This is a genomic window from Burkholderia torrens (assembly GCF_984668525.1).
The window spans coordinates 2,628,284-2,655,022 of the sequence record NZ_OZ480211.1; the positions used below are offsets into that span (position 1 = coordinate 2,628,284).

Below are 26,739 nucleotides of genomic sequence, written 5' to 3' on the forward strand. Positions count from 1 at the left end.
GGCACCGTCCGAATCCGCAGGCGCCTCCCTGGCGCCCCCGGCTTCCGCCTCTGCGGCTACGCGTTGGATGTCGCCGTCGCGTCGTCGGCCGCCGCGCCGCCTGCACGCACGAGCGCCAGCACGGCCGCGAGAATCGCGACACCGCCCGCCCATTGCAGCGGCGACAGCGCCTCCCCGAACAGCAGCGCCGCGAGCGCGACCGTCACGACCGGTTCGAGCGTCGACAGCATCGACGTGCGCGCGGCCCCGAGCCGCTCGAGCCCGGCGAAGAATGCGAGCATCGCCGCGACCGTCGATACCAGCGCGATCGCGAGCATCGCTGCCCAGCCGCCGCCCGTCGCGGGCCAGCGCGGCGGCACGCCGAACGCCGCGGTCCGCACGACGGCGATCGCCACGAGCGTCGCGGTGGCCGACAGGCAGATGATCGCGGTCGTCGCAAGCGGATCGACGCCGCGCGTCGCCTTCGTGCCGCCGACGATGTACAGCGAGTAGATCACCGCGGCCGCCAGCGCGAGCGCGATCCCGAGCGGCTCGCCGTGCCCGCCACCGACCATCAGCGCGGAGCCCGCGATGCACAGCACGAGCGCGACGGCCTTCGCGCGGGTCAGGCGTTCGCCGAGCCACCACGCGGCCAGCAGCGTGACGAACGCCGGATACAGGTACAGCAGCAGCGCGACGAGGCTCGCCTGCGCGTGCTGCAGCGCGCTGAAATAGCAGAACGACTGCCCGACGTAGCCGGCTGCGCCCATTGCCACGAGCGGCGCGAGCGCCCGCCCGCGCGGCCATGCGACGCGGCGGTGCCGCGCGATCGCGGCAAGCACCGCACCGCCGATCGCGAAGCGCACGATCAGCAGCCCGAGCACGTCGACGCCGGCCGCATATGCGTAGCGGCCGAAAATCGCCATCGCGCCGAACGCAGCGGCGGACAACGCGACGTAGAGCGTGCCCTGCAGGGCGGCGGACGATGGACGGACGGTAGCGGTCATGATGAAACGGGCGAGCAAGGCGCCGTGACGGGAGTCGTCGGAGTGTAGCGGTGCAGCGGCGGCCGGCCTAGCCCGCGCTTACCCGTTCCGCGGCTCTGCGCGGGCAGCCGCGACCGGCCAACCCCGCACGGGCCGTTCTCGCCCGCTGCCAGCGCCGTCCGCCGACCCGGCGTACAATGCCCGACGCGGCATGACGCCGCCCGAATCACGACGTTTCCCCACCATGTTCAATCCAAGCCGCGACGATGTGCGTCGCTTTTTCACCGAGACCTGGCGCAAGCAGCGCGCGGGCGAGATCCTTACGCCGCTGGAAGCGATCGCAGCCGACTGGATCGTCGAGCATCCCGAATACCACGACGAACTCGCCGATGCCGACGGTGCGGCCGCACGCAACTACACGCCCGAGGAAGGCCGGACGAACCCGTTCCTGCACCTGTCGATGCACCTCGCGATCAGCGAGCAGTTGTCGATCGACCAGCCGCCCGGCATCCGCGCCGCGCACGACAAGCTGGCCGCGAAGCTCGACTCGACCCACGATGCGCAGCACGCGATCATGGAATGCCTCGGCGAGACGATCTGGGAAGCGCAACGCACGAACACGCCGCCCGATACCGACGCGTACCTGCAACGCATCCTGCGCCGCGCGTCGCGCGACTGAGCGCACGGCGCCGGTACGTCCGCCCCGGGTTCGGCCCGGTCGCGGGCAAAAAAATACCCCGCCGAGGCGGGGTATTGTTGCTGCGAGCGCCCGTGAGGCCCGTCGCGCTTACTTCTTGAACACGAGGTCGGTTTCCTTCAGCGACTCGATGTAGGACGCGATGTCCTTCATGTCGCTGACCGACAGGTTCTGCACCTGTGCCTGCATGATCGCGTTGTTGCGACCGAGCAGCGGGTTCGTCAGCCCCATCTGGTATTGGCGCATCGCCCACACGAGGTAGTCGGCGTGCTGGCCGGCCAGGCGCGGGTATTCGGCGTTGATCGGCTTGTTCAGCTGCGCGCCGTGGCAGGCCGCGCAGTTGTGCGATTCGACCAGTTCCTTGCCCTTCGTGATGTCCGCTGCGTGCGCGGTACCGATCGCGAGGCCGGCCGCCAGTGCCACCGCCGCCGTCTTGAATGCGTTGTTCATGAATGCTCCTGTCCCGCCGGAGAGATCGGCGGCGCGCGCTTTACTTGTAGGGGTTGTCCTTCGTGTCGGCCTTCTGCGCGGCGTAGTACGCCGACAGATCCGCGATGTCCTGGTCCGTCAGCGAACCGGCGATCGCATTCATCGACGGGAAGTGACGATCCTTCTTGCGGTAGGCCTTCAGCGCGTTCTCGAGATATTGCTGGTTCTGGCCGCCGAGGACGGGCACCCGGTAGACCTCCGGATACGCCGCGCGGTAGTCCTGGATGCCGTGGCAACCGATGCACATGGCGGCCTTGCTCGCCCCGTCCTTCGGGTTGCCGACCACACCGGCCGCCTGCGCGCTGCCCGCGAGCGCCACGAGCGCTGCGACAACCACGTGTTTGCCGACGAATTTGTTCATAGCTCTTGTAACCTAGCTTGAGGGGAAACTGGCGCCAAAGCGGCAACGGCCCGCGCCGTTTTGCTTATCGGATCGCCACGCAGGCCAAAAAAAACGGCCAGATTGTACCGCGTCGGCGGGGAACGCGTCCATACGGCGGCCCCGTTCGCCCCGCCACAGCCCCGCAACGATACGCGGGCGCGGCCCAACCGGACAGCCCTTCTGACTTATACTGGGTTTTTTTCCCGATGAAGAAGAGCGCCGCCATGCGTTTCGAAGGGTCCTCGCAGTACGTCGCCACCGACGATCTGAAGCTCGCGGTCAACGCCGCGCTGACGCTGCAACGCCCGCTGCTGATCAAGGGCGAGCCCGGCACCGGCAAGACCATGCTCGCCGAGGAAGTCGCCGCCGCGCTCGACATGCCGCTGCTGCAGTGGCACATCAAGTCGACCACCAAGGCGCAGCAGGGCCTGTACGAATACGACGCGGTATCGCGGCTGCGCGACTCGCAGCTCGGCGACGAGCGCGTGAAGGACATCTCGAACTACATCGTCAAGGGCGTGCTGTGGCAGGCGTTCGACGCCGAGCAGCCGAGCGTGCTGCTGATCGACGAGATCGACAAGGCCGACATCGAATTCCCGAACGACCTGCTGCGCGAGCTCGACCGGATGGAGTTCCACGTGTACGAGACGCGCGAGACGGTGCGCGCGAAGCACCGCCCGCTCGTCATCATCACGTCGAACAACGAGAAGGAGCTGCCCGACGCGTTCCTGCGCCGCTGCTTCTTCCACTACATCCAGTTTCCCGATCCGTCGACGATGCAGAAGATCGTCGCGGTGCACTTCCCCGACATCCGCGAGGAGCTGCTGCGCGCGGCGCTCGAGAGCTTCTTCGAATTGCGCGGCGTGTCGGGCCTGAAGAAGAAGCCGTCGACGTCCGAGCTGCTCGACTGGCTGAAGCTGCTGCTCGCCGAGAACATCCCGGCCGACGCCCTGCGCGGCGCGGACGCGAAGCAGATCGTGCCGCCGCTCGCGGGCGCGCTGCTGAAGAACGAGCAGGACCTGAGCCTGCTCGAACGGCTCGTCTACATGAACCGGCACAACCGGTAGTCCCCCCTCACCCGCGAAGGCCCGGCCATGCTGCTCAATTTCTTCTACGCGCTGCGCGCAGCCAAGCTGCCCGTCTCGGTGAAGGAATACCTGACGCTGCTCGAATCGCTGAAGGCCGGGCTGATCTCGCCGTCGATCGACGCGTTCTACTTCCTCGCGCGGATGACGCTCGTCAAGGACGAGCAGTACTTCGACAAGTTCGACCAGGCGTTCGGCGCGTATTTCCACGGCGTGTCCACGCTGCCGTCCGAAGCATTCGACATTCCGCTCGACTGGCTCGAGAAGCGGCTCGAGCGCGAGCTGTCGCCGGAGGAAAAGGCGCAGATCGAGGCGATGGGCGGGCTCGACAAGCTGATGGAGCGCCTGAAGGCGCTGCTCGACGAGCAGAAGGAACGCCACGAAGGCGGCAACAAGTGGATCGGCACGGGCGGCACGTCGCCGTTCGGGCACGGCGGCTACAACCCGGAAGGCGTGCGCATCGGTGGCCCGTCGAACGGCAACCGCACCGCGGTGAAGGTGTGGGAAGCGCGCGCCTATCGCGACTACGACGATTCGGTCGAGATCGGCACGCGCAACATCAAGGTCGCGCTGCGGCGGCTGCGCCGCTTCGCGCGCGAAGGCGCGGCCGAGGAGCTCGACCTGCCCGGCACGATCCGCAGCACGGCCGCGAACGCGGGCTGGCTCGACCTGCGGATGGTGCCCGAGCGCCACAACAACGTGAAGGTGCTGATGCTGCTCGACGTCGGCGGCTCGATGGACGACCACATCAAGCGCACCGAAGAGCTGTTCTCGGCCGCGAAGGCCGAATTCAAGCATCTCGAATTCTTCTACTTCCACAACTGCGTGTACGACCATCTGTGGAAGAACAACCGCCGCCGCCACTCGGAGCGCACCGCGACGTGGGACGTGCTGCACAAGTTCACGCCCGACTACAAGCTGATCTTCGTCGGCGACGCGACGATGAGCCCGTACGAAGTGCTGCAGCCCGGCGGCTCGGTCGAATACAACAACCCGGAAGCCGGCGCCGTGTGGCTGCGCCGCCTCGCCGACCAGTTCCCCCATCATGCATGGCTGAACCCCGAGCCCGAGCGGCTATGGGAATACCGGCAGTCGGTCGCAGTGATCCGCGACCTGCTCGGCCATCGCATGTATCCGCTCACGCTGGCGGGCCTCGAAACCGCGATGCGCGCACTCAGCAAGTAACGCAACCCACTCGCACGATACAAAGGCCGCATCCGAGCGGCCTCACTCCGGAGATAGCATGAACCCCTCGCCCACCGCGAGCGCCAGCCGCGCCGGCGGCCGCCGCTTTTTCGCCGATACGTCCGTGTCGGCACTCGTCGCCGGCTTCGTCGCGATGATGACCGGCTACACGAGCTCGCTCGTGCTGATGTTCCAGGCCGGCCGCGCCGCCCACCTCACCGATGCGCAGATCTCGTCGTGGATCTGGGCACTGTCGATCGGCATGGCGGTGACGACGATCGGCCTGTCGCTGCGGTTTCGCGCGCCCGTCGTCGTCGCGTGGTCGACGCCCGGCGCCGCGTTGCTGATCGCATCGCTGCCCGGTGTGCCCTACGCCGAGGCGATCGGCGCGTTCGTCGTGTGCGCGCTGCTGCTGACGGCCGTCGGCGTGAGCGGCCTGTTCGACACGCTGATGCGCCGGATTCCAGCCGGCATCGCAGCCGCCTTGCTCGCGGGCATCCTGTTCGAGATCGGCATCGAGATCTTCCGTGCCGCGCAGTTCCAGACCGCGCTCGTGCTCGCGATGTTCTTCACCTACCTGATCGTCAAGCGGCTCGCGCCGCGCTACGCGATCGTGACGACGCTGATCGTCGGCACCGCAGTGGCCGGCGGGCTCGGCCTGCTCGACTTCAGCCGCTTCCACATCGCGCTCGCGCAGCCCGTGTTCACGATGCCCGCGTTCTCGATCGCGTCGATCGTCAGCATCGGCATTCCGCTGTTCGTCGTCGCGATGGCGTCGCAGAACGTGCCGGGCATCGCGGTGCTGCGCGCGGACGGCTACCGGACACCGTCGTCGCCGCTGATCGCGACGACCGGCCTCGCATCGCTGCTGCTCGCGCCGTTCGGCTCGCACGGCGTGAACCTCGCGGCGATCACGGCCGCGATCTGCACGGGCCCCGAAGCGCACGAGGATCATGCGAAGCGCTACACGGCCGCCGTGTGGTGCGGCACCTTCTACCTGGTCGCCGGCATCTTCGGCGCAACGATCGCCGCGCTGTTCGCCGCGCTGCCGAAGGCGCTCGTGGTATCGGTCGCCGCGCTCGCGCTGTTCGGCTCGATCATGAGCGGGCTCGCGAACGCGATGCAGGACGTCAAGCAGCGCGAAGCCGCGCTCGTCACGTTCATGGTCACCGCGTCGGGCCTCACGCTGCTGTCGATCGGCTCGGCGTTCTGGGGGCTCGTCGCGGGGATCGTCACGCAGGTGATCCTGAACGCCAGACGCCCCGCGTGACGCGGCTCGCCGCGCGTGGCGACACGCCTCGGGCACGCCAAAACGTGCTCGACACGAATCGGGCCTAAAATGATGGATCGGAAGCGGTGCCCTGCGCCGCTTCGCTTCGCCGCCGCGCTCGCGCGGCCCGTGAGAACCCGGCGCCCCGCGCCCTTCTTCCGAATCGCCATGACTACCGCACTCGACCAGCTGAAGCAGTACACGACCGTCGTCGCCGACACGGGCGACTTCCAGCAGCTTGCGCAATACAAGCCGCAGGACGCGACCACCAACCCGTCGCTGATCCTGAAGGCCGTCCAGAAGGATGCGTACAAGCCGATCCTCGAGAAAACCGTCCGCGATCATCGCAACGAAAGCACCGATTTCATCATCGACCGCCTGCTGATCGCATTCGGCACCGAGATCCTGAAGCTGATCCCGGGCCGCGTGTCGACCGAAGTCGACGCACGCCTGTCGTTCGACACGCAACGCTCGATCGACAAGGGCCGCGAGCTCATCAAGCTGTACGAAGCAGCCGGCATCGGCCGCGACCGCATCCTGATCAAGCTCGCGTCGACGTGGGAAGGCATCCGCGCGGCCGAGGTGCTGCAGAAGGAAGGGATCAAGTGCAACATGACCCTGCTTTTCTCGCTCGTCCAGGCCGCCGCGTGCGCGGAAGCCGGCGCGCAACTGATCTCGCCGTTCGTCGGCCGCATCTACGACTGGTACAAGAAGCAGGCCGGCGCGGAATGGAACGAGGAGAAGGACGGCGGCGCGAACGATCCGGGCGTGCAGTCGGTGCGCCGCATCTACACGTACTACAAGACGTTCGGCTACACGACCGAAGTGATGGGCGCAAGCTTCCGCACGACCAGCCAGATCACCGAACTCGCCGGCTGCGACCTGCTGACGATCAGTCCCGATTTGCTGCAGAAGCTGCAGGACAGCAACGAGACGGTCGCGCGCAAGCTGTCGCCGGAATCGCTGCAGGACAAGCCGTCCGAGCGCGTCGCGATCGACGAGGCATCGTTCCGCTTCCAGCTGAACGACGAAGCGATGGCGACCGAAAAGCTCGCCGAAGGCATTCGCGTATTCGCCGCCGATGCGGTAAAGCTCGAAAAGCTGATCGACGCGCTGCGCTGAGTCGCGACGGGCGTCAGCGGCTGTCAGCAACACTGACAACAGCCGTCAGCAAGCACGCCGCACACGGCCGCGAACACGATGTTCGCGGCCGTTTTTATTTTTCATTCCATCGTCAAGCGCGCGCACTACAATCCACGTCACGGGTGCGCCGGCCGCCTCCCGACGCGCCCTTTCCCAGTCAATCTTGCACGACGCCGAAGCCGCACCGACACGCGGGCCCGGCCCATCACAGGAGACAACGATGCAAGTCCAACCGTACCTGACGTTCTACGGTCGCGCCGACGAAGCCCTTCAGTTCTACGAAAAGGCACTCGGCGCGAAGACGATGTTCAAGATGCACTTCAAGGATGCGCCGCCGAACCCCGACTACCCGATGGCGCCGGAGATGGCCGACAAGGTGATGCACGCGAGCTTCACGATCGGCGACTCGATGATCATGTGCTCGGACGGCGACTGCAGCCAGCCGGCGGGCGCCGCGCACGCCGGCTATTCGCTGTCGCTGAATCCGGCGACGGTCGAGGAAGGCCAGAAGCTGTTCAATGCGCTCGCCGACGGCGGCGAAGTGACGATGCCGTTCGGCAAGACGTTCTGGGCGCTCGGCTTCGGCATGGCGAAAGACCGGTTCGGCGTGCACTGGATGGTCAACGTCGAAGACCTGTCGCAACGCGAGGATCTCGCGAAACGCGCGCAGGGCTGACGCAAAAAGAAACGCCCGCCACCTTTGCAGGGGCGGGCGTTTTCGTTGCCGCGCGACGCGTGCGCGGCACACGGCCGCGCACGATCCGTATCAGCCTTCGACGACGTCGAGATAATCTTCCGGCCGCGTGCGATCCTCCGCATGCGCCATGCCGATCGCGCGCACCAGCACGCTCACGACCACCGACACCACCAGGTTCACGATCAGCGACCACACCGCCGCGTAGCCGGGAATCGCGAGGCCGAACAGGTGGATCGTGAAGATCGAACTCGCCAGCTTCAGCGAGACCGCCATCCACGTGCCGCACACGATGCCTGCCGCCCAGCCGGCCAGCAGGCCGCGATGGTCGAGCACGCGCGTGTACAGGCCGAGCACGATCGCGGGCAGCGTCTGGATGATCCAGATCCCGCCGAGCAGCTGCAGCTGGATCGCGTAGGTCAGCGGCAGCCCGAGGATGAACGCGACCGCGCCGACCTTCACGATCAGCGACACGAGCTTCGCGACGTGCGTCTCCTGGTCGTGCGACATGTTGCGGTTCACGAACTCGCGGTGAATGTTGCGTGTGTACAGGTTCGCGGCCGCGATCGACATGATCGCCGCCGGCACCAGCGCGCCGATGCCGATCGCCGCGAACGCGACGCCGACGAACCACGACGGGAAATACTCGAGGAACAGCGCGGGCACCGCGAAGTTCGGGCCGAACGCCTTGAAGTACGGCGCGTACTGCGGCATGTCCTTCACGCCCGACGCGAGCGCCATGTAGCCGAGCAGCGCGAGCAGGCCGAGCACGAACGAGTATGCAGGCAGCATCGCCATGTTGCGGCGGATCGAGTTGCCCGACGACGACGACAGGATCGCCGTGACCGAGTGCGGGTACAGGAACAGCGCGAGCGCCGAGCCGATCGCGAGCGTCGCGTACGCGCTGTAGCCGTTCAGGCTCATCGCATCGGGCGCTTTCAGCAGCAGCTTCGCGGGCGGCACGCTCGCGAAGATGTGCCCGAAGCCGCCGAGCTTCGCCGGGATCACGATGACGGCAGCCGCGATCGTGATGTAGATCAGGACGTCCTTCACGATCGCGATCATGGCCGGCGCGCGCAGCCCCGACGTGTACGTGTACGCGGCGAGGATCGCGAACGCGATGATCAGCGGCAGGTCGCCGACGAAGCCGGTCGTATCGAAGCCGAGCGCGCCGATCACCACTTCGATGCCGACGAGCTGCAGCGCGATGTACGGCATCGTCGCGACGATGCCCGTCACCGCGATCGCGAGCGCGAGCATCCGGCTGCCGTAGCGCGCGTTGACGAAGTCGGCGGCCGTCACGTAGCCGTGCCGCTTCGCGATGCTCCACAGCTTCGGGAACACGACGAACGCGAACGGATAGATCAGGATCGTATAAGGCAGTGCGAAGAAACCCATCGCGCCGGCGCCGAACACGAGCGCGGGCACCGCGACGAACGTGTAGGCCGTGTAGAGGTCGCCGCCGAGCAGGAACCACGTGACGATCGTGCCGAAGCGGCGTCCGCCGAGGCCCCATTCGTCGAGATGGGCGAGATCGCCGCGCCGCCAGTTCGCGGCCAGGAAACCGATGATCGTGACGCCGATGAACAGCAGGACGAAGACGAAGGTTGCGCCGAGATTCATTGCCCACCTCCCTGCGGGCCGCTCGCCTTCCACGCGTTCTTGGTCTTGAAATAGACGAACGCGGTGATCACCGCGCTGATGAAGACCCACAGCAACTGGTACCAGTAGAAAAACGGAAAATCGAACAACTGCGGTTCGATCTTGCTGTACGACGGTACCCAGACCATCGCAATCAGCGGCAGTACCAGCAGCCAGAGCCAGCGCTTGGCGGCTCGGTTGGCGTCGGCATCGTGAGCCATGACGTCTCCTCTTCTTTCCCGGTTATCGATCTTGTTGAGCGGGTACGGCACCGAGAGGAGCGGCGAAACGGGTAGGCTGCGGCTCCCCTGGCTTCGCGCCAGTATAGGAGCCGCGAGCATGCGGTCAAGCGGGGGCGAACCCGAGGTGATCCGCCCCTTGTCGCATGGTTGCACCGGCCTGCCGCCGGTGCATGAAGCGTCAGATCGCGAACCAGGCGTCGCGGGCGCCGGTCGTTTCTTTCAAAGCTTTCACCCACTTGCGTGCGGGCAGCTTCAGCGTGTCCTCGATCAGCGTCGCGCGTGCGTCCAGCTGCGCGAACGGCACGTCGAGCGCGGGGCCCGAGAACGCGATCGCGATCCGGTTGCCGTCGTGCACTTCGGGCAGCGCGATCACGCGGTGATCAAATGCCGCGTTCAGGTGCTTCATGTTGCGCACGAAGCTCGGATGATCGCCGAACAGGTTGATCGTCGCGATGCCTGCGTCGGCGAGGCAGCCGCGCACCGCGCGGTAGAACGCGACGCTGTCGAGCACGGGGCCGCGCGCGGTCGCGTCGTACAGGTCGATCTGGATCGCGCCCGTCGTGCCGCGGTTGGCCGGGTCGTTGACGAAGTCCCACGCATCGGCTTCATGCACGACGAGGCGCGCGTCGTCGGGCGGCAGCGCGAACATCGTGCGCGCGGCGACGATCACGGCCGGGTTCAGCTCGACGGCCTCGACCTTCGCGTTCGGCAGGAAACGGTGCGAGAACTTGGTCAGCGCGCCGGTGCCGAGCCCGAGCTGGACGATCCGCCCGGGCGTTTCGAGGAACAGCAGCCACGCCATCATCTGCTGCGCGTATTCGAGTTCGATGTGCAGCGGCTTCGAGATCCGCATCGCGCCCTGCACCCATTCGGTGCCGAAGTGCAGGAAGCGCACGCCGCCCTCTTCGGAGAACGTCACGGGCGCGAAACGCGGCTTGCGCGGCGCTTCGAGCACCGGCACGTCATCGTGTTCGTCGATGTCCGGGCGGCGCTTCAGGCGCGGCGGCTGGAGTTTTTCGGAGCCGTTGTACGAGGACGGCTTGCCTTGCTTGAACGCACGCGCCTCGGCGGACGCGCGCTTGATCAGTCGGGTCATGATTGAATCTCGCTGGGTGATGCTGGTTTTAGCGGACGAGAGGATAGCATTGGTGGGGGATGCGGGCCGTGCGACGCCGCACCTATCCGCCGCGTCGGTGCAATGCACATTACGACGCCATGCCGGAGGCCCGCTGCGCGATCGAGCCAACGCGTGGCATCGCCGTGCCGCTGCTTGCTTCGCGCACAGCGATGGTCCCCTGCTCACGGGCGATGAAATACGCGGTAATCGAGACGCGCCAATGGCCGTGACGAATGGACCGAATACCGCTCGCCTCTTCATTCGGGACAGGCTATGCTCCGGCGTCAACCGCTGGTCGCGACGCGACATTTATTACGTATAACTAACAAAACGAGAGCCCCCACATGACACTGAAAGAATACGCGGCCCGTGCCCGCAATGCTGTCGCGTTAACTGGAACCCTGTTGCTTGCCGCTTGCGGCGGCGGCGATGGCGGCAGCGCATCGAGCACGCCCGCGTCCAACCTCAGCACCGCGCAGCAAAACTATGAAAGCTTCGCGTTGGCCGCCAACGGTGGACTGCACTACCTGCACGCACGACTTTCCATTTCCACGTCGTCTGGCGGCGCAGTGAGCGTCAATCCGGGCAGCGACTTCTATACGGAAGACCAAAGCGTTGCGCAAAGCCCGTCCAGTGGCCCGCAACTGCTGACGAAAGGTCTGTCTTCAGTCGCCTCGTCCCTGTCCGTGCCCGCATCCACCGACCAGCGCTATCTGGTCAACGGCGCAGTCGCGACGAGCACACAGGAGCAGGTCAGCTACAGCGGTGCGAACGTGCAACTCACGGACCTCGCCGCCGATGGCCATACCGCCACGATGACGCTGCTGGGCACGAGCTACACGGTCGTGCCACTGTCCGGCGCGATTGCCGGCTCCCCCTCCGAGTTGTTCAGCGACAGCGCGCTCGGTGCCATCACGAACACGATCAACGGTGCGTCGCTGTACAACCGGCAGGCGACCTGGCAATCGGGCGCGGCCTACATGAAGGTGACGCGACAGGTGGTCGGCGACACGGTACTCACCGGCGACTGCGCCGCCCCGCAGACGACCGGCACGAACGTGACGCCGTGCAGTACAACGGTGTCGACGCTGGAAGCGTTCTTCCCGTATACGAGCGCCGAGGACAACAAGACGTACAACGTCGGCGACGGGCAGATCGTGACACTTGCGGGCGTTCGTGCATGGGTGGCCAACACGGCACTCGGTACGCCGACGACCGAATATCGCGTCTTCTATCAAAACAACGGCCAGATCGACGCCGGTGCCGTGATCCGAGACGGTACGACGCTCGCGATCGCTCCGGCTGGCAGCACGACACCGCAGGACTTCTACATCCTGATGAACAGCGCGGCGGTCCAGTCCGTGAAAACCGCGATTACGTTCTGACAGATCGCCGCCCCTCTCACGGCTTGGTCTGGAAACGACCGGCCAAGCGCCGTTTTCTGGTCGGAAATCGGCGCACAATGGGGTTCAGCGCCGTCGATCTCGTTCGGATATTCGTCGCCCCCGACAAGCAGCGGCGCCACAGTACTCACCCGACATCGACACGCAAGCCGGCATGCCGTTTCGGAGAATCCATGGAATCAACCGACAAGAAAATCTGGTTCCCGGCGAAACGCTACGGCTGGGGATGGGGATGGCCGGTCGCATGGCAGGGGTGGGTCGTGCTGCTGCTGTTCGCGATCGGGATCGTTGCAAGTGCGCGGCTGGTGCCGCCGCAACGTTCGCCGGTCGGATACGGCGCGTGCATCGTGGCGCTGGTCGCGCTGCTGACGGTGGTGTGCTGGATCAAGGGCGAGAAGCCCAAATGGAAATGGGGCAAGGACGATTGAGCGTCGGGCGCGATGGCTGCCCGTCCCGGCTCCTCATGCCGAAATCAGTCGCGAATCTGCAGCCACTGCACGAGATTCCGCTCGAACGACAGCATCGCATCCACCAAGCACCGCCCCCGGAAATCGCCACAACCGATTGCCATTTTGTTCAGTTTGACACCGCCGTTGATCAGACAGCATGCTGCTGCGGCGCACGCATTTTCTTTCGACGCGACCGGTTGTACCGTAACGTCATCGAAGCCTGCCAACATCCGCTCTGGCCATACCTGCTCAATCACACGGGATTTCGTAAGCATGAGTCACATCCACTTCATCGGCGGGGAAAAAGGCGGCGTCGGCAAATCGCTCGCGGCCCGCGTGCTGGCGCAGTACTTCATCGATCGGAGCATGCCCTTCGTAGGCTTCGATACCGACCGATCGCACGGCGCGCTACTGCGGTTCTATGCCGATTTTGCCGCACCTGCCGTGCTCGACCAGCATGACAGCCTCGATCCGGTCATGGAATCGGCACTCGAAGATCCGCAACGGCGCATACTGGTCGACCTCGCGGCCCAGACGCGGCAGTCGCTCGCCAAGTGGCTCGACGATTCGGACGTAGTCGATTTTGCCGAAGAGCACGGCCTCACGTTGACGTGGTGGCACGTGATGGACACCGGACGCGATTCGGTCGATCTGCTGCGGCAATGGCTCGACGAATTCGGCGGACGAATCAAGCTGGTGCTGGTGCTGAATGAAGTCCGCGGCGATCGCTTCGAGATCCTGGAGGCATCCGGCGAACGCGAGAGGGCCGAGGCCCTTGGCGCCAGCGTGATTACGCTGCGCCGCCTGCCCGATACGACCATGCAGAAGATCGATCGACAAAGCGCGAGCTTCTGGGCGGCGGTCAATCATCCCGACCGCGCGGCCACGGGGCTCGGCTTGCTGGAGCGGCAGCGCGTCAAGGTCTGGCTGCATCGTACCTATGAGGAGCTGGGCACGCTCGCGTTGTAGCGCGGGCCCCCGCGACGGTGCGGAGTGTGCGGCGGGTTGCTGGAATGGCTCATACCGGGAAAACTTGGAGGTTCAATGGCCGATCACGACAGACTGCATCCACTCCGTCCGTTCCTGAAAAACTGGGTTTGGGAGCACGGCCGAATCGGGACGCGCTATCTGGACTGCGTGGACGGCGAAATCAAGTTCGACGAAGGCAAGAAATCGCATTTCGCCGCCGAGAAATACACTTACGTGCCCTTGGGCAAGAACGCTGACGACGACGCATCCTCGGAGGGTCCCGCGATCCACGAGGCGGGACTTGCCCGCTTTTTGCGAGCGGCTCAGTTGGGCACGCCCGCGGAAGCCGGTTCCGTGGCGGAGGTTCAGCGCGCGGTGCAGGATTGCGTGGAGATCGGCCTGTTCAGCGCGTATCAATGGGAGGCCCGCAAGGCATTGGCCCGCTACGCGCAGGAACCCATGTTCGAGGACGAGATCCGCGCGGCGGTTGTCGACGACATCAGGCGAACTTACGTCGGCATGCGGGAGCAACTGGCGCTGTACGATTTCAGTGTGCTCTACGGCTTGCCCACGCCGCTGCTGATCAGCGACACACCCTTCATCGACTGGCGCGTGATCGCCAGTCCGGCGCTTCCGTTCGTATCGCTTCCGCTGGGACCTTACTGCCTGCTGGTAGGCGCGCCGTCGGGCAGGAGCAGCCGGGTCGGCCCGGTGGTCTGGAAGGCCGCTGCCGCGATGGGGCCGTTGAAGGACCACAACCGTCGGATCGAGGAGCATGCGCGTCTGTGGCTGGTGGCGACCACCGATGATCAACTCGTCGCCGCACAAAGTCGCATTGCCCCGGTCACGGGCGCCCGGCAAGGCGAGGTGAAGCCCTGACCGGTAGAGCGAGAGCGACCTGGATTTTCCAGCGAGCCCGACCGTCGAGTCGAATCAACTCGCAAGTATTCGCCGAAACGCGTTGAAACCGCATCTCGACTTGAACACCTGCTGACACCCACCCGATACCGCTTCATCGAGTACTCGGAATCCGACGCGTCTCAGGCGCGAAGTGCGCGCCACTGCGCCAGCTTCTGCTCGAACGACAGCATCGCATTCGCCGGGCTCGACGAAGGCAGCACGAGCGTCTCGTACCCGGCCTGGCCGATCACGTCGGCAAACCGCCCGGCCGTCTTGCCGTTGAAACACACGCGCTTCAGCAACGGCGCATGCTGGCGCAACGAATCGAAGTCGTTCGGCTTCGCGTTCCGGATCGCAGAATCGAGACTGCCCTGCCGATGGCACGCATCGAGGACGTCCCAGATGCCGATGCCGTGCGACAGCACGCACACGAGCCGCGCGTCGTACGGCAGTTCATGAAGCGTCGGCTCGCCCAGCACCGCCCCCAGCAACCGCCAGAACTGGTTGCGCGGATGCGCGTAGTACTGCGCGGCATCAAGCGACGCCTCACCCGGAAAGCTGCCGAGGATCATCGTGTGCGTATCCGGCGAGACGACGGGCGGAAAGCCCTGCAGCATTACGCGCCTCCGCCCGGACCAGCCGAGCGCGGCCCGTCGCCGTGCGCGGCGAGATGGCGCCACAGCGCCGGCAGCATGCACTCGGTGACCATCAACGGCTTGCCGTGACGCTGGAACACCGAGCGCCGCGCGGCGAACGCATGCGGCGCACGCTCGCCCTGCAGCGCATGGGTCGCGAGCGCATACAGCGGATGGCCCGCAATCACGCGCCGGCTGACGAGCGACGAGCGCTCGACCTGCGGATCGCTGTACAACAGCTCTGCGAGCGGCCGCGTGCGCAGCCGCCGCATTGCCTGCCACACGCCCTTGCTGGCGGCGAGCGGCGCGATGCTGTGCGCGGCGACGTACGGCGTGCCGTCGACCGACAGGATCACCTCGCGCACCCACATCGGCGCGCGCGGCGAACTGGCGAGCGCGTCCGGCTCGTCGAACCACGGGCAGTCGACGGCCTCGCGCGTCACGCGCACGTTCACGCGGCCGAGCCGCGCGAGATGCGCGGTGAGCGATCCGCCGCGCGTCAGCCAGTCGCGCTGGTCGAGCGAGCAGCCGGGCCGCGGCGTCTCCCGCCAGCCGGCCTGGCCGCCGTCGAAACGCATGCGTGCGTTCACGCGGCGCGCGACAGCAGCAGCGCGTTGGTCCGCTTCACGAAGCTCGCCGGATCGTCGAGCGTGCCGCCTTCTGCCAGCAGCGCCTGATCGAACAGCAGATGACACCAGTCGCCGAAATCGGCGCTGTCGGCATTCAGCTGCTTCACGAGCGCATGCTCGGGATTGATCTCGAGGATCGGCTGCATCGCCGGCGCGTTCTGGCCGGCCGCCTTCAGCATCCGCTGCAGGTAGCCGCTCATGTCGTTGTCGTCCGCGACCAGGCACGACGGCGAATCGGTCAGGCGGAACGTGACGCGCACTTCCTTCACCCTGTCGCCGAGCGCCTCCTTCATCTTCTCGACGACCGGCTTGATCGCTTCGCCCGCCTCTTCCTGCGCCTTCTTCTCCTCGTCGTTCAACTCGCCGAGGTCGAGGTCGCCGCGCGCGACGCTCGCGAGCGGCTTGCCGTCGAATTCGTGCAGGAACGACAGCATCCATTCGTCGACGCGGTCGGTCAGCAGCAGCACCTCGACGCCCTTCTTGCGGAACACTTCGAGATGCGGGCTGTTCTTCGCCGCCTGCCACGTATCAGCGGTCACGTAGTAGATCTTGCTCTGCTCGCGCTTCATGCGCGACACGTAGTCGGCAAGCGACACGTCCTGCGCGTCGGTATCGCCGTGCGTCGACGCGAAGCGCAGCAGCTTCGCGATGCGCTCGCGGTTCGCGTGGTCTTCGCCAAGGCCTTCCTTCAGCACCTGGCCGAACGCGCCCCAGAACGTCTTGTACTTCTCCTTGCCGGCATCCTCTTCCGCGTTCGCGAGCTCCTCGAGCATCGACAGCGCGCGCTTCGTCACGCCTTCGCGGATCGCCTTCACGTCGCGGCTTTCCTGCAGGATCTCGCGCGACACGTTCAGCGGCAGGTCGGCCGAATCGACGACGCCCTTCACGAAGCGCAGGTATTGCGGCAGCAGCTGCTCGGCGTCGTCCATGATGAACACGCGCTTCACGTACAGCTTCAGGCCGCCGCGATAGTCACGGTTCCACAGATCGAACGGCGCATGCGCCGGCACGAACAGCAACTGCGTGTATTCGCTGCGGCCCTCGACGCGGTTGTGCGTCCACGTGAGCGGATCCTGGTGATCGTGCGCGATGTGCTGGTAGAACTGCGTGTACTGCTCGTCGGTGACGTCGCTCTTCGAACGCGTCCACAGCGCGCTCGCCTGGTTGACGGTCTCGTCCTCGTCCTTCAGGACCATCTCGCCCTTTTCCTGATCCCATTCTTCCTTCTGCATCAGGATCGGCAGCGCGATGTGGTCGGAGTACTTCTGGATGATCGACTTCAGGCGGTGCGACGACAGCAGTTCGTCCTCGCCTTCGCGCAGGTGCAGCGTGATCGTCGTGCCGCGCTGTGCGCGCTCGATCGCGTCGATCGTGAAATCGCCCTCGCCCGCGCTTTCCCAGCGCACGGCTTCGTTCGCCGGCAGGCCCGCGCGGCGCGTCTCGACGGTGATCTTGTCCGCGACGATGAAGCCCGAGTAGAAGCCGACGCCGAACTGGCCGATCAGCGCCGCATCCTTCTGCTGGTCGCCGGACAGCTTCGTGAAGAATTCCTTGGTGCCCGAGCGCGCGATCGTGCCGAGGTTCGCGATCGCCTCGTCGCGGCTCATGCCGATGCCGTTGTCGTCGATCGTGATCGTGCGCGCGGCCTTGTCGTAGCCGATGCGGATGCGCAGGTTCGGATCGTTCTCGTACAGCGCGCTGTCCGCGAGCCCTTCGAAACGCAGCTTGTCGGCCGCGTCGGACGCGTTCGACACCAGTTCGCGCAGAAAGATTTCCTTGTTGCTGTAGAGCGAATGGATCATCAGGTGGAGGAGTTGCTTGACCTCTGCCTGAAAGCTCATCGTTTCATGTGCCATGGATGTTGTTTCCTCTTACTTGAACTTGAATGGTGTGGCGCAGGCGTCCGGCGCGCGAGGCCGGCGGGCCCGTCAAGGACAACCGCCTGGCGCAAGCGGTTTGCGCGCGTATCTGGGGATGCCACGCGCAGTTTCAAGAGCCGGCCTGCCGCGCCGTGTCACGACGCGCGCCGCACGGCCGAGTCGATATAGCTCGCCAGCAGCCCCGGCAGCGCCGGATCGCCGCAGTTCGCGACATTGAAGCGCATCCACGTCGACGGCGATTGCTGCGGCGAGAACAGGCTGCCCGGCGTCAGCAGGAAGCCGGCCTCGTGCGCGACGGCCGCGAGCGCGTCCGAATCGACGCCCGTGTCGGCCCACAGGAACATCCCGGCCGCCGGCATCGTGAACAGCCCGAGCCCCGTGCGCTCGAGCATCCGCGCGGTCTTGTCGCGCACGCCGTCGAGCCGTGCGCGCAGCCGCTCGACGTGGCGCCGGTAATGCCCTTCGGTCAGGATCTTGTACAGCACGCGCTCGTTGAGCTCGGGCGTCGTCATCCCGACCAGCATCTTCTGGTCGGTGACGGCCTTCGCGATCTCCGGCGCGCAGGCCACGTAGCCGACCCGCAGGTTCGCCGCCAGCGTCTTCGAATAGCTGCCGAGGTAGATCACGCGCTTCAGCTGGTCGAGGCTCGCGAGGCGCGTGGCCGGATAGCTCGGCGGACACAGGTCGCCGTACACGTCGTCCTCGACGACGAGGAAGTCGTACGCTTCCGCGAGCTTCAGGATCCGGAACGCCTGCGCGGCCGACAGCGACGTGCCGGTCGGGTTCTGCAGCACCGAGTTGATCACGAGCATCTTCGGCCGCCACATCTGCACCAGCGTTTCTAGCGCGTCGAGATCGGGGCCGTCCGGCGTGTACGGCATCCCGACGAGCTGCGCGCCCTGCGCCGCGAAGCGGCCGAACATCTGGAACCAGGCGGGATCGCCGACGATCACCGCGTCGCCGGGCCGCATGTAGATCCGCGAAATCAGGTCGATCGCCTGCGTGATCCCCGATACGAGCACGATCTGTTCGGGCTTCGCGCCGATCTCGACTTCGGCGAGGCGCGTCTGCAGTTGCTGGCGCAGCGGCAGGAAGCCCTGCGCGGTGCCGAAGCCGAGCATCTGCGCGCCCGACTGGCGCCCGAGCGCGCGCAGCGCGCCGGTGATCAGCTCGCCGTCGAGCCAGCGGCCCGGCAGGTAGCCGAGGCCGGGGCCTTTTTCCGGGCTGACGGTGTGCAGCATGTTGCGCAGCAGCCAGACGACGTCGATCGTGTTGTGCACCGGCGCGGCCTCGGCCACGCGCGCGACGCTGTCGGCCAGCTGCGGGCCGGCGGCCGTGCGCTCGCGCACGTAGAAACCCGAGCCGCGCCGCGAATCGAGGTAACCCTGCGCGACGAGGCGCTCGTACGCCTCGACGACGGTGAAGCGCGACACGCTCTTGTCGAGCGCGAGCTTGCGGATCGACGGCATCCGCATGCCGGGACGGAACACGCGTTCGTCGATACGCCGCCGCGCCCACTGGACCAGCTGGTCGACGAGCGTGAGCGTGGCCGTATCGTGCGGCACGGGAATCTGGGAGAGTGGGACGGTGGACATGGGCGGCAGCTCCAACTGTACCGAAGGCTATCGCGCCGATTGTACCGTTACTGTGCCGGTAGCGACGATTACAGTTGACCGGAATGGCGATTGTGCGGCCACCGTTCCGGCCCCGCCGCACCGGGCGCCGCGCCCTCCGGACCGCCTCGCGGCCGGTGCGCCGGCCGGGCCGGCAGCCGCCCGGCACGTCGCTCGCCTACCATGACACTTTCGCTTCCTGACCGACGTTCATGCCAGCCCACTCCCTGACACTCGACCATCTCGTGATCGCCGCGCGCACGCTCGACGAAGGCGTTCGCCATGTCGCCGACGCACTCGGCATCGAACCGGCCGGCGGCGGCCGCCACCCGCTGATGCGGACCCACAATGCGCTGTTCGGCGCGTGGGGCGGACTCTACCTCGAAGTGATCGCGATCGACCCCGATGCACCGGCGCCCGACGCAGGCGCCACGCCGCCGCGCGCGCGGCTGTTCGGCCTCGACGATCCGGCGATGCACGCGCGGCTCGCGCAGGGGCCGTTTCTCGCGCACTGGGTGGCGCGCGTCGACCGCCCGCGTCAGCTTGCCCTGTGGCAGAGCCAGTACCCGGCCCGCATCGCGCCCGTGGTCGCGATGAGCCGCGGCGACCTGCGCTGGGGCCTCACGGTGCCCGACGACGGCAGCTTCCCCGCGTGGCAGGGCTCGGGCGACGGGCTCGCGCCGTCGCTGATCCAGTGGGACAGCGCGCGCCACCCGGCCGAATCGCTGCCGGGCGACGGTGTCGCGCTGAAGGTGCTCAAGGGCGTCCACCCGCACGCGGACACGATCCGCGAACAGCTCGACTGGCTCGGCGCCGCCCACCTGCTCGACCTCGAATCCACCGACGGCCCGCCCGCGCTCGTCGCCGAATTCGATACGCCGCAAGGCGCACGCACGCTGCGCTGACCCGCCTCGCCGCTTTCCCGACGACACCAACCTGCAATACGGAGACACCTGCAACATGAATTCGCGCGAAACCCGGGGCATGCTGCTCGGCCTGATCGGCGTGATGATCTTCAGCCTGACGCTGCCGATGACGCGAATCGTCGTGTCCGAACTCAACCCGCTGCTCAACGGGCTCGGCCGCGCGCTCGCCGCCGCCGTGCCGGCCGGCCTGCTGCTGTGGTGGCGCCGCGAAGCGCTGCCGACCCGCGCGCAGCTGAAAAGCCTCGCGATCACGTCGGCTGGCGTGATCATCGCGTATCCGGTGTTTTCCGCGTGGGCGATGAAATCGGTACCGGCGTCGCACGGCGCGGTCGTCAACGGGCTGCAGCCGCTGTTCGTCGCGCTGTACGCGGCGTGGCTGTCGCACGAGCGGCCGTCGAAGGCGTTCTGGGCCAGCGCGATAGCGGGCAGCGCGCTCGTGATCGCGTTCGCGCTGCGCGACGGCGGCGGCACCGTGCAGGCCGGCGACGCGCTGATGCTCGTCGCGGTCGGCATCGGCGCACTCGGCTATGCGGAAGGCGCACGCCTCGCGCGCCAGATCGGCGGCTGGCAGGTGATCTGCTGGGCGCTCGTCGTGTCGGCGCCGTTCCTCGTGCTGCCGGTCGGCTGGCTCGCGTGGATGCAGCATGCCGCGCATCCGGGCCCGCTCGCGCTGCGCACGTGGCTCGCGTTCGGCTACGTGACCCTCTTTTCGCAATTCATCGGCTTTTTCGCGTGGTATGCGGGGCTCGCGATGGGCGGCATCGCGCGCGTCGGCCAGGTGCAATTGCTGCAGATTTTCTTCACGATCGCGTTTTCCGCGCTGCTGTTCGGCGAAACGGTCACGCCGTCGACGTGGCTGTTCGCGGCCGCGGTGATCGCCACCGTGGTGCTCGGGCGCCGCTCGGCGGTCGCCACGGCACCGCGCCCCGCTCGCGCCGGTTGATGAGGTGCGCCATAATGGACGTTTTGCCTGATCGGTTTTGCCCACCCGGCCGCGAAGGCTCGATCGCGCTCACGCCTGCCCACCCGGCGGCGTCGAAGCGATTCGCCCGAACGACCTTTCTTGACTGACCACGATATCCGAACGAGGAGACTATGAATCCGAGCGACCTGCATCCGCCGCACTGGCAGCTTTCCGAACGCGCCCGCAAGCTGACGAGCTCTGCGATCCGCGAGATCCTGAAGGTCACGGAACGCCCCGAGGTCATCTCGTTCGCCGGCGGCCTGCCCGCCCCCGCGACGTTCCCGGCCGAGCGCATGCGCGCCGCCGCCGATCGCGTGCTGCGCGACGCACCGGCCGCCGCACTCCAGTACAGCGCGACCGAAGGCTACCTGCCGCTGCGCGAATGGATCGCCGAGCGCTACAGCGTGCGCGTGTCGCAGGTGCTGATCACGACCGGCTCGCAGCAGGCGCTCGACCTGCTCGGCAAGGCGCTCGTCGATCCGGGCAGCCCGATCCTCGTCGAAACGCCGACCTACCTCGGCGCGCTGCAGTCGTTCTCGCTGTACGAGCCGCGCTACGTGCAGGTGCCGACCGACGAACAGGGCCTGCTGCCGGAAGGCCTGACGCCCGAACTCACGCGAGGCGCGCGCCTGCTGTACGCGCAGCCGAACTTCCAGAACCCGACCGGCCGCCGCCTGCCCGTCGAGCGCCGCCGCGCGCTCGCCGCGTTCGCGCAGTCGAGCCCGTTCCCGGTGCTGGAAGACGATCCGTACGGCGCGCTGAACTATCGCGGCGAACCGCTGCCGACGATGCTGTCGATGGCGCCCGACCACGTCGTGCACCTCGGCACGTTCTCGAAGGTGCTCGCGCCGGGCCTGCGGATCGGCTACATCATTGCGCCCGAAGAACTCCACTTCAAGCTCGTGCAGGCCAAGCAGGCCACCGACCTGCACACGCCGACGCTCACGCAGCGCATCGCGCACGAAGTGATCAAGGACGGCTTCCTCGACGAGCACATCCCGACGATCCGCGAGCTGTACAGCGCGCAGTGCGACGCGATGCTCGGCGCGCTCGAGCGCCATATGCCGGAAGGCGTCACGTGGAACCGCCCGGAAGGCGGGATGTTCATCTGGGTGAACCTGCCCGCGCAGATCGACAGCATGAAGCTGCTCGCCGCGGCCGTCGACAATCACGTCGCCTTCGTGCCGGGCGCGCCGTTCTTCGCGGACGACGCGCAGCAGAACACGCTGCGCCTGTCGTTCGTGACGGTGCCGCCCGAGAAGATCGAGGAAGGCGTGGCGCGCCTCGCCACGCTGCTGCGCGAACGCCTCTGATCCCCTTTTTCCTGTCACGACTTTCTACGAGGAATCGAACGCATGGCTAACGTCTACGACAAACTGAAGTCGCTCGGCATCGAGCTCCCGACCGCCGGCGCGCCGGCCGCCGCCTACGTGATGAGCGCGCAAAGCGGCAACACGGTGTACCTGTCGGGCCACATCGCGAAGAAGGACGGCAAGGTCTGGGCCGGCAAGCTCGGCGCGGATCTGCAGACGGAAGACGGCAAGGCAGCCGCGCGCTCGATCGCGATCGACCTGCTCGCGACGCTGCACGCGCACACCGGCGACCTGAACAAGGTCACGCGCATCGTGAAGCTGATGAGCCTCGTCAACTCGACGCTCGACTTCACCGAACAGCACGTCGTGACGAACGGCGCGTCGGAACTGATCGCCGAAGTGTTCGGCGACGCAGGCAAGCACGCGCGCTCGGCCTTCGGCGTCGCGCAGATCCCGCTCGGCGCATGCGTCGAGATCGAGCTGATCGCCGAAGTTGCGTAACGGTCACGGCGCGATGCCCGGCCGTCTCGTCCGCTTCAAGCAGGTCGACGTGTTCACGTCGGTGCCGTTCAAGGGCAATCCGCTTGCCGTGGTATTCGACGCCGATTCGCTCGGCGACGACACGATGCGCGAGATCGCCCGCTGGACGAACCTGTCGGAAACGACGTTCCTCTGCACGCCGACGGATCCGGAAGCCGACTATCGCGTCCGGATCTTCACGACGGGCGGCGAACTGCCGTTCGCCGGCCACCCGACGCTCGGCACCGCGCATGCGTTCCTGGAAAGCGGCGCGCGGCCGCGCACGCCGGGCCGGCTGATCCAGCAGTGCGGGGTCGGCCGGGTCGCGCTGCGCGAGCAGGCAGGCGGCTGGGCCTTCGCCGCGCCGCCGGCGCGCGTCACGCCGCTCGACCGTTCGGACTACGCGGCGCTGGCCGCCGCGCTGCGCAGCGATGCGCTCGACCTCGATGCCGAGCCGTGCGCGGTCGACAACGGCGCGCCGTGGCTGGTCGTGCGGCTGAAGTCGGCCGACGCGTGCATCGGCCTGTCGCCCGATCCGGCCGCGCTGGAGGCGCTGACGCGCCGCTACGGCGTGGACGGCCTCGCCGCCTACGCGCCGCACGCCGAAGGCGGCCCCGCGACGTTCGAGATCCGCTGCCTGATGACGGGCGGCCAGTTCGGCACCCCCGGCGAGGATCCCGTCACCGGCAGCGCGAACGCCGCGCTGGCCGGGCTGCTGACGCGGCAGGAACGCCGCCCCGGCCCGTCGTATACGGCCCGCCAGGGCACGGCGATCGGCCGCGAAGGCCGCATCTCCGTCAGCTACGACGAAGACGGGTCGACCTGGATCGGCGGCGACGTCGTGACGGTCGTCGACGGTACCTTCAGGTCACCTGCCTGACATTCCGCAACGTGCGACGGCGCCGGCTCGTCCGGCGCCCCCGCGATTCGCCCAGCTATCGCAAAAACGTTCCAGCCAGTAATATCGGGCCTAATCCGTTGTTTCGGACGTCTGCCCATGGTTGCGCATCCCGCGAACGAACAGACGCCGGGATAACCCCAACCCAAGCCAGCCATCCAGACGGATGGCGCACGCGAGCAGGACGCCACCCGCTTCGATGAGCTCCGCCCGGTCCAACCACACGCCGCCGACCCGGCCGCTGCGCGCGCCGCGCAAATCGCGCCGGCGTGCGCTATTTGCGATCCCGTTGCTCGGGATGCTGGCGCTCGCGCTGCTGTGGGCCGTGATCATCGCGCGGCTGTCCGTGGAAAAGGACAGCGCGTACAAGGAAGCGGCAGCCTCCGCTGCCATCCTCTCTTCGGCGCTCGAGCAGCATACGGTCAAGGCGATCCACCAGGTCGACCAGATCACCCGCTTCGTCAAGTTCGAGTTCGAGAAATCGCCGGCGCGCTTCAATCTCGCGAGCGCCGTCGAGAAAGGCGTCGTGCCGAGCGACACGCTGATCCAGGTGTCGCTGGTCAACGCGAAGGGCATCCTGTTCGCGAACACGGCCGATCTGCATCCGCAGCCGATCAACCTGTCGGACCGCGAGCACTTCAAGGTCCACCTCGCGCACAACGACGACCGCCTGTTCATCAGCAAGCCCGTGCTCGGCCGCGTGTCGAGCCACTGGACGCTGCAGATGACGCGGCGCCTGAATAATCCGGACGGCAGTTTCGCCGGCATCGTCGTCGTGTCGGAAGACCCGAGCTACTTCACGAACGACTTCTACAACAACGCGGCGATCGGCAAGGAAGGCGTGATCGCGGTGGTGTCCGACACGGGCACGGTGCTCGCGCGGCGCACGGGTTCGCTGAACAACGCGCCGGGCGCGTTTTCGGCATCGGGCGTCTACCCGATCGCCGAGCGCGTGACGGGCACGATCATCGACCCGATCGACGGCGTGACGCGCATCGTGTCGTACCGCCACCTCGACGGCTACCCGCTCGCGGTGATGGTCGGGCTGTCGCAGACGGAAGAGTTCGCCGACTACACCCACACGCGCAACGTCTACCTGCTGATGACGAGCTTCATCACGCTCGCGATGCTCGCGTTCTTCGGCGTCGCGACGGGCCTGATCGGCAAGCTGCTCGGCCGCGAGCGCGAGATGACGCAGCTCGCCGAATACGACCTGCTCACCGGCCTCGCGAACCGCTATGCGACGCTGCGCGGGCTGCGCAACGACGTGTCGATGCCGGCGAGCCTGTCGCGGCTCGGCCTGCTGTTCATCGACCTCGACAACTTCAAGACCGTCAACGACACGCTCGGCCACAATGCCGGCGACATCGTGCTGCAGATGACCGCGTCGCGCCTGGCCGATGCGGTCGGCGACGAAGGCTCGCTCGCGCGCATCGGCGGCGACGAATTCGTCGTCGTGATGAAGGGCGACGACGTCGAGCGGCGCGCGGTGCGGCTCGCGGAAGCGATCATCCGGATGTTCGGCGAGCCGTTCGACGTGCGCGGCAGCTCGTTCGTGCTGCATGCGAGCATCGGCATCGCGCTGCACACCATCGCGAACGAAAGCGAGATCGACCTGCTGAAGAAGGCCGACCTCGCGATGTACAGCGCGAAGGACGCCGGCAAGAACTGCTACCAGTTCTATGCGCCGCACCTGTCGCACCGTGCCGATCACCTGATGCGCTGGGAACAGCAATTGCGCGTCGCGCTCGCCGAGGGGCAGCTGTTCCTCGCGTACCAGCCGAAGATCGACCTCACGCACCGCTACATCACCGGCTTCGAGGCGCTCGCGCGCTGGGATCACCCCGAACACGGGATCATCTCCGCGAACGAATTCATTTCGATCGCCGAATCGACGGGCCTGATCGTGCCGATCGGCGACTTCGTGATCCGCACCGCCTGCGAGCAGATCGCACGCTGGCGCGACGAGGGCCACGACACGCTGACGCTCGCGGTCAACATCTCGCCCGTGCAGTTCTGGCGCGGCGACCTGATCGAGACGATCTCGCGCACGCTGCTGGAAACCGGCATCGACGCGAACCGGCTCGAACTCGAGATCACCGAAACCGCGATGATGGAATATCCGGAGCTCGTGTCCGAGAAGATCGTCGCGCTGAAGAAGCTCGGCATCCGCATCGCGCTCGACGATTTCGGTACCGGCTATTCGTCGCTGTCGTACCTGCACCGCTTCTCGGTCGACACGCTGAAAGTCGACCGCTCGTTCGTGCAGGCGATCCCGAACGATCGCAGCGTGTGCGTGATGGTGTCGTCGATCGTGCATCTCGCCCGCTCGCTCGGCCTGACCGTCGTCGTCGAAGGCACGGAAACCGAAGAGCAGATCACGTGGCTGTCCGCGCTCGGCGAGATCGAGGCACAGGGCTTCCTGTTCTCGCGCCCGGTGCCGGCCGATGCCATTCCCGCGCTGATCGCCCGCTTCGGCGTGCGCGGCGACCACCCGAACGTCATCACGCATCGCGCGACGGGCAGCACGGGTGCCTGAGCGCACCGCAGCTGCGGCCGCGGCGCGCGTTGCGCGCTGCCGCAATTGTTACGTTTTTCGATCCGATTGTTTAGTTCATTAACTAGCGTTTTCGCGCATGGCAGTGTCACCGTGCACGGCGGACAATCGGGAGGGCCAACGTATCGGCGGGCCGCCGGTCCGGCCACACGCGCGAGATCCGGCCCTGCGCCA

At 66.8% G+C, this 26,739-nt stretch carries 27 protein-coding genes; 16 read left to right on the top strand and 11 right to left on the bottom strand.

Features of this window, described 5'->3' with window-relative positions; all coding sequences use genetic code 11:
- Positions 1–56: 56 nt before the first annotated feature.
- On the bottom strand, positions 57–986 hold the full coding sequence (locus AC5LXX_RS12125; protein WP_493409608.1) for a DMT family transporter: 930 nt from the start codon (positions 984–986) through the stop codon (positions 57–59).
- A 190-nt stretch (positions 987–1,176) separates the two neighbouring features.
- Here AC5LXX_RS12125 and AC5LXX_RS12130 point away from each other — a divergent pair, with 190 nt between their 5' ends.
- Positions 1,177–1,644: a DUF1841 family protein gene (locus AC5LXX_RS12130; protein WP_371090871.1), complete on the top strand. Its 468-nt coding sequence runs from the start codon at positions 1,177–1,179 to the stop codon at positions 1,642–1,644.
- Positions 1,645–1,752: 108 nt separating this feature from the next.
- On the opposite strand, the gene AC5LXX_RS12135 is transcribed toward AC5LXX_RS12130, so the two are convergent.
- Positions 1,753–2,112 (bottom strand): c-type cytochrome, encoded by a 360-nt coding sequence (locus AC5LXX_RS12135; RefSeq protein ID WP_124452939.1) that lies wholly within the window; start codon positions 2,110–2,112, stop codon positions 1,753–1,755.
- A gap of 40 nt (positions 2,113–2,152) precedes the next feature.
- Entirely contained in the window at positions 2,153–2,512 is a 360-nt protein-coding gene (locus AC5LXX_RS12140; RefSeq protein ID WP_006478192.1) for a c-type cytochrome, read from the bottom strand.
- Between the two features lie 245 nt (positions 2,513–2,757).
- On the opposite strand from AC5LXX_RS12140, the gene AC5LXX_RS12145 reads away from it, so the two are divergent.
- From AC5LXX_RS12145 to AC5LXX_RS12165, 5 genes are all read left to right on the top strand, one after another.
- Positions 2,758–3,600, top strand: a complete 843-nt coding sequence (locus AC5LXX_RS12145) for an AAA family ATPase (protein WP_059236665.1) — start codon at positions 2,758–2,760, stop codon at positions 3,598–3,600.
- A 27-nt stretch (positions 3,601–3,627) separates the two neighbouring features.
- Entirely contained in the window at positions 3,628–4,803 is a 1,176-nt protein-coding gene (locus AC5LXX_RS12150; protein WP_059233533.1) for a vWA domain-containing protein, read from the top strand.
- Positions 4,804–4,861: 58 nt separating this feature from the next.
- The gene (locus tag AC5LXX_RS12155) at positions 4,862–6,073 is read left to right on the top strand and encodes a benzoate/H(+) symporter BenE family transporter (protein WP_493409609.1); all 1,212 of its coding nucleotides are present in this window, start codon (positions 4,862–4,864) and stop codon (positions 6,071–6,073) included.
- Positions 6,074–6,241: 168 nt separating this feature from the next.
- Positions 6,242–7,195: a transaldolase gene (gene tal / locus AC5LXX_RS12160; RefSeq protein WP_493409610.1), complete on the top strand. Its 954-nt coding sequence runs from the start codon at positions 6,242–6,244 to the stop codon at positions 7,193–7,195.
- 241 nt (positions 7,196–7,436) lie between these two features.
- Positions 7,437–7,892, top strand: a complete 456-nt coding sequence (locus AC5LXX_RS12165) for a VOC family protein (protein ID WP_089484375.1) — start codon at positions 7,437–7,439, stop codon at positions 7,890–7,892.
- A 90-nt stretch (positions 7,893–7,982) separates the two neighbouring features.
- Here AC5LXX_RS12165 and mctP read toward each other — a convergent pair whose 3' ends face one another.
- The 3 genes from mctP to AC5LXX_RS12180 form a co-directional block, all read right to left on the bottom strand.
- A complete protein-coding gene (mctP, locus tag AC5LXX_RS12170; RefSeq protein ID WP_493409611.1) occupies positions 7,983–9,533 on the bottom strand; it encodes a monocarboxylate uptake permease MctP in 1,551 nt (516 codons plus the stop codon).
- The gene (locus AC5LXX_RS12175; protein ID WP_059233528.1) at positions 9,530–9,772 is read right to left on the bottom strand and encodes a DUF3311 domain-containing protein; all 243 of its coding nucleotides are present in this window, start codon (positions 9,770–9,772) and stop codon (positions 9,530–9,532) included. The genes mctP and AC5LXX_RS12175 overlap by 4 nt, the downstream gene beginning before the upstream one ends.
- 199 nt (positions 9,773–9,971) lie before the next feature.
- Positions 9,972–10,889, bottom strand: a complete 918-nt coding sequence (locus AC5LXX_RS12180; RefSeq protein WP_493409612.1) for a class I SAM-dependent methyltransferase — start codon at positions 10,887–10,889, stop codon at positions 9,972–9,974.
- 365 nt (positions 10,890–11,254) lie between these two features.
- Between AC5LXX_RS12180 and AC5LXX_RS12185 the strand changes: the two genes are divergently transcribed.
- Positions 11,255–12,295: a hypothetical protein gene (locus AC5LXX_RS12185; protein ID WP_493409613.1), complete on the top strand. Its 1,041-nt coding sequence runs from the start codon at positions 11,255–11,257 to the stop codon at positions 12,293–12,295.
- A gap of 191 nt (positions 12,296–12,486) precedes the next feature.
- Complete coding sequence (locus AC5LXX_RS12190; RefSeq protein WP_493409614.1) at positions 12,487–12,741, top strand: hypothetical protein; 255 nt, start codon at positions 12,487–12,489, stop codon at positions 12,739–12,741.
- A 44-nt stretch (positions 12,742–12,785) separates the two neighbouring features.
- Here AC5LXX_RS12190 and AC5LXX_RS12195 read toward each other — a convergent pair whose 3' ends face one another.
- A complete protein-coding gene (locus AC5LXX_RS12195) occupies positions 12,786–13,037 on the bottom strand; it encodes a hypothetical protein (protein ID WP_493409615.1) in 252 nt (83 codons plus the stop codon).
- Between AC5LXX_RS12195 and AC5LXX_RS12200 the strand changes: the two genes are divergently transcribed.
- Both AC5LXX_RS12200 and AC5LXX_RS12205 read left to right on the top strand, forming a co-directional pair.
- Entirely contained in the window at positions 13,036–13,731 is a 696-nt protein-coding gene (locus AC5LXX_RS12200; protein ID WP_011545877.1) for a P-loop NTPase family protein, read from the top strand. The genes AC5LXX_RS12195 and AC5LXX_RS12200 overlap by 2 nt on opposite strands.
- Before the next feature lie 75 nt (positions 13,732–13,806).
- Complete coding sequence (locus AC5LXX_RS12205; protein ID WP_493409616.1) at positions 13,807–14,610, top strand: hypothetical protein; 804 nt, start codon at positions 13,807–13,809, stop codon at positions 14,608–14,610.
- 161 nt (positions 14,611–14,771) lie between these two features.
- Here AC5LXX_RS12205 and AC5LXX_RS12210 read toward each other — a convergent pair whose 3' ends face one another.
- From AC5LXX_RS12210 to AC5LXX_RS12225, 4 genes are all read right to left on the bottom strand, one after another.
- Positions 14,772–15,248: a DNA-deoxyinosine glycosylase gene (locus AC5LXX_RS12210; RefSeq protein ID WP_493409617.1), complete on the bottom strand. Its 477-nt coding sequence runs from the start codon at positions 15,246–15,248 to the stop codon at positions 14,772–14,774.
- Positions 15,248–15,844 carry a chorismate--pyruvate lyase family protein gene (locus tag AC5LXX_RS12215; RefSeq protein ID WP_493411126.1) on the bottom strand — a complete coding sequence of 199 codons (597 nt, stop codon included), beginning with the start codon at positions 15,842–15,844 and terminating at the stop codon, positions 15,248–15,250. Before AC5LXX_RS12215 ends, AC5LXX_RS12210 begins: the two co-directional genes overlap by 1 nt.
- Positions 15,845–15,852: 8 nt before the next feature.
- Complete coding sequence (htpG, locus tag AC5LXX_RS12220; RefSeq protein WP_493409618.1) at positions 15,853–17,751, bottom strand: molecular chaperone HtpG; 1,899 nt, start codon at positions 17,749–17,751, stop codon at positions 15,853–15,855.
- Between the two features lie 158 nt (positions 17,752–17,909).
- Positions 17,910–19,370, bottom strand: a complete 1,461-nt coding sequence (locus AC5LXX_RS12225) for an aminotransferase-like domain-containing protein (protein ID WP_493409619.1) — start codon at positions 19,368–19,370, stop codon at positions 17,910–17,912.
- Positions 19,371–19,600: 230 nt separating this feature from the next.
- Here AC5LXX_RS12225 and AC5LXX_RS12230 point away from each other — a divergent pair, with 230 nt between their 5' ends.
- The 6 genes from AC5LXX_RS12230 (at position 19,601) to AC5LXX_RS12255 (ending at position 26,547) form a co-directional block, all read left to right on the top strand.
- Positions 19,601–20,293, top strand: coding sequence for a VOC family protein (locus AC5LXX_RS12230; RefSeq protein WP_493409620.1), 693 nt, complete (start codon positions 19,601–19,603; stop codon positions 20,291–20,293).
- Positions 20,294–20,348: 55 nt separating this feature from the next.
- The gene (locus tag AC5LXX_RS12235; RefSeq protein WP_493409621.1) at positions 20,349–21,257 is read left to right on the top strand and encodes a DMT family transporter; all 909 of its coding nucleotides are present in this window, start codon (positions 20,349–20,351) and stop codon (positions 21,255–21,257) included.
- A 152-nt stretch (positions 21,258–21,409) separates the two neighbouring features.
- Positions 21,410–22,591, top strand: coding sequence for an aminotransferase-like domain-containing protein (locus AC5LXX_RS12240; RefSeq protein WP_493409622.1), 1,182 nt, complete (start codon positions 21,410–21,412; stop codon positions 22,589–22,591).
- Between the two features lie 42 nt (positions 22,592–22,633).
- On the top strand, positions 22,634–23,092 hold the full coding sequence (locus AC5LXX_RS12245) for a RidA family protein (RefSeq protein ID WP_006478174.1): 459 nt from the start codon (positions 22,634–22,636) through the stop codon (positions 23,090–23,092).
- A gap of 13 nt (positions 23,093–23,105) precedes the next feature.
- Positions 23,106–23,990: a PhzF family phenazine biosynthesis protein gene (locus AC5LXX_RS12250; RefSeq protein WP_493409623.1), complete on the top strand. Its 885-nt coding sequence runs from the start codon at positions 23,106–23,108 to the stop codon at positions 23,988–23,990.
- 217 nt (positions 23,991–24,207) lie between these two features.
- On the top strand, positions 24,208–26,547 hold the full coding sequence (locus tag AC5LXX_RS12255; protein WP_493401284.1) for a bifunctional diguanylate cyclase/phosphodiesterase: 2,340 nt from the start codon (positions 24,208–24,210) through the stop codon (positions 26,545–26,547).
- Positions 26,548–26,739: the final 192 nt, after the last annotated feature.

Coding starts and splice junctions, on each gene's coding strand:
- AC5LXX_RS12125 (WP_493409608.1), bottom strand. CDS start 986: ATGACCGCTACCGTCCGTCCATCGTCCGCCGCCCTGCAGGGCACGCTC.
- AC5LXX_RS12130 (WP_371090871.1), top strand. CDS start 1,177: ATGACGCCGCCCGAATCACGACGTTTCCCCACCATGTTCAATCCAAGC.
- AC5LXX_RS12135 (WP_124452939.1), bottom strand. CDS start 2,112: ATGAACAACGCATTCAAGACGGCGGCGGTGGCACTGGCGGCCGGCCTC.
- AC5LXX_RS12140 (WP_006478192.1), bottom strand. CDS start 2,512: ATGAACAAATTCGTCGGCAAACACGTGGTTGTCGCAGCGCTCGTGGCG.
- AC5LXX_RS12145 (WP_059236665.1), top strand. CDS start 2,758: ATGCGTTTCGAAGGGTCCTCGCAGTACGTCGCCACCGACGATCTGAAG.
- AC5LXX_RS12150 (WP_059233533.1), top strand. CDS start 3,628: ATGCTGCTCAATTTCTTCTACGCGCTGCGCGCAGCCAAGCTGCCCGTC.
- AC5LXX_RS12155 (WP_493409609.1), top strand. CDS start 4,862: ATGAACCCCTCGCCCACCGCGAGCGCCAGCCGCGCCGGCGGCCGCCGC.
- tal (WP_493409610.1), top strand. CDS start 6,242: ATGACTACCGCACTCGACCAGCTGAAGCAGTACACGACCGTCGTCGCC.
- AC5LXX_RS12165 (WP_089484375.1), top strand. CDS start 7,437: ATGCAAGTCCAACCGTACCTGACGTTCTACGGTCGCGCCGACGAAGCC.
- mctP (WP_493409611.1), bottom strand. CDS start 9,533: ATGAATCTCGGCGCAACCTTCGTCTTCGTCCTGCTGTTCATCGGCGTC.
- AC5LXX_RS12175 (WP_059233528.1), bottom strand. CDS start 9,772: ATGGCTCACGATGCCGACGCCAACCGAGCCGCCAAGCGCTGGCTCTGG.
- AC5LXX_RS12180 (WP_493409612.1), bottom strand. CDS start 10,889: ATGACCCGACTGATCAAGCGCGCGTCCGCCGAGGCGCGTGCGTTCAAG.
- AC5LXX_RS12185 (WP_493409613.1), top strand. CDS start 11,255: ATGACACTGAAAGAATACGCGGCCCGTGCCCGCAATGCTGTCGCGTTA.
- AC5LXX_RS12190 (WP_493409614.1), top strand. CDS start 12,487: ATGGAATCAACCGACAAGAAAATCTGGTTCCCGGCGAAACGCTACGGC.
- AC5LXX_RS12200 (WP_011545877.1), top strand. CDS start 13,036: ATGAGTCACATCCACTTCATCGGCGGGGAAAAAGGCGGCGTCGGCAAA.
- AC5LXX_RS12195 (WP_493409615.1), bottom strand. CDS start 13,037: ATGCTTACGAAATCCCGTGTGATTGAGCAGGTATGGCCAGAGCGGATG.
- AC5LXX_RS12205 (WP_493409616.1), top strand. CDS start 13,807: ATGGCCGATCACGACAGACTGCATCCACTCCGTCCGTTCCTGAAAAAC.
- AC5LXX_RS12210 (WP_493409617.1), bottom strand. CDS start 15,248: ATGCTGCAGGGCTTTCCGCCCGTCGTCTCGCCGGATACGCACACGATG.
- AC5LXX_RS12215 (WP_493411126.1), bottom strand. CDS start 15,844: ATGCGTTTCGACGGCGGCCAGGCCGGCTGGCGGGAGACGCCGCGGCCC.
- htpG (WP_493409618.1), bottom strand. CDS start 17,751: ATGGCACATGAAACGATGAGCTTTCAGGCAGAGGTCAAGCAACTCCTC.
- AC5LXX_RS12225 (WP_493409619.1), bottom strand. CDS start 19,370: ATGTCCACCGTCCCACTCTCCCAGATTCCCGTGCCGCACGATACGGCC.
- AC5LXX_RS12230 (WP_493409620.1), top strand. CDS start 19,601: ATGCCAGCCCACTCCCTGACACTCGACCATCTCGTGATCGCCGCGCGC.
- AC5LXX_RS12235 (WP_493409621.1), top strand. CDS start 20,349: ATGAATTCGCGCGAAACCCGGGGCATGCTGCTCGGCCTGATCGGCGTG.
- AC5LXX_RS12240 (WP_493409622.1), top strand. CDS start 21,410: ATGAATCCGAGCGACCTGCATCCGCCGCACTGGCAGCTTTCCGAACGC.
- AC5LXX_RS12245 (WP_006478174.1), top strand. CDS start 22,634: ATGGCTAACGTCTACGACAAACTGAAGTCGCTCGGCATCGAGCTCCCG.
- AC5LXX_RS12250 (WP_493409623.1), top strand. CDS start 23,106: ATGCCCGGCCGTCTCGTCCGCTTCAAGCAGGTCGACGTGTTCACGTCG.
- AC5LXX_RS12255 (WP_493401284.1), top strand. CDS start 24,208: ATGAGCTCCGCCCGGTCCAACCACACGCCGCCGACCCGGCCGCTGCGC.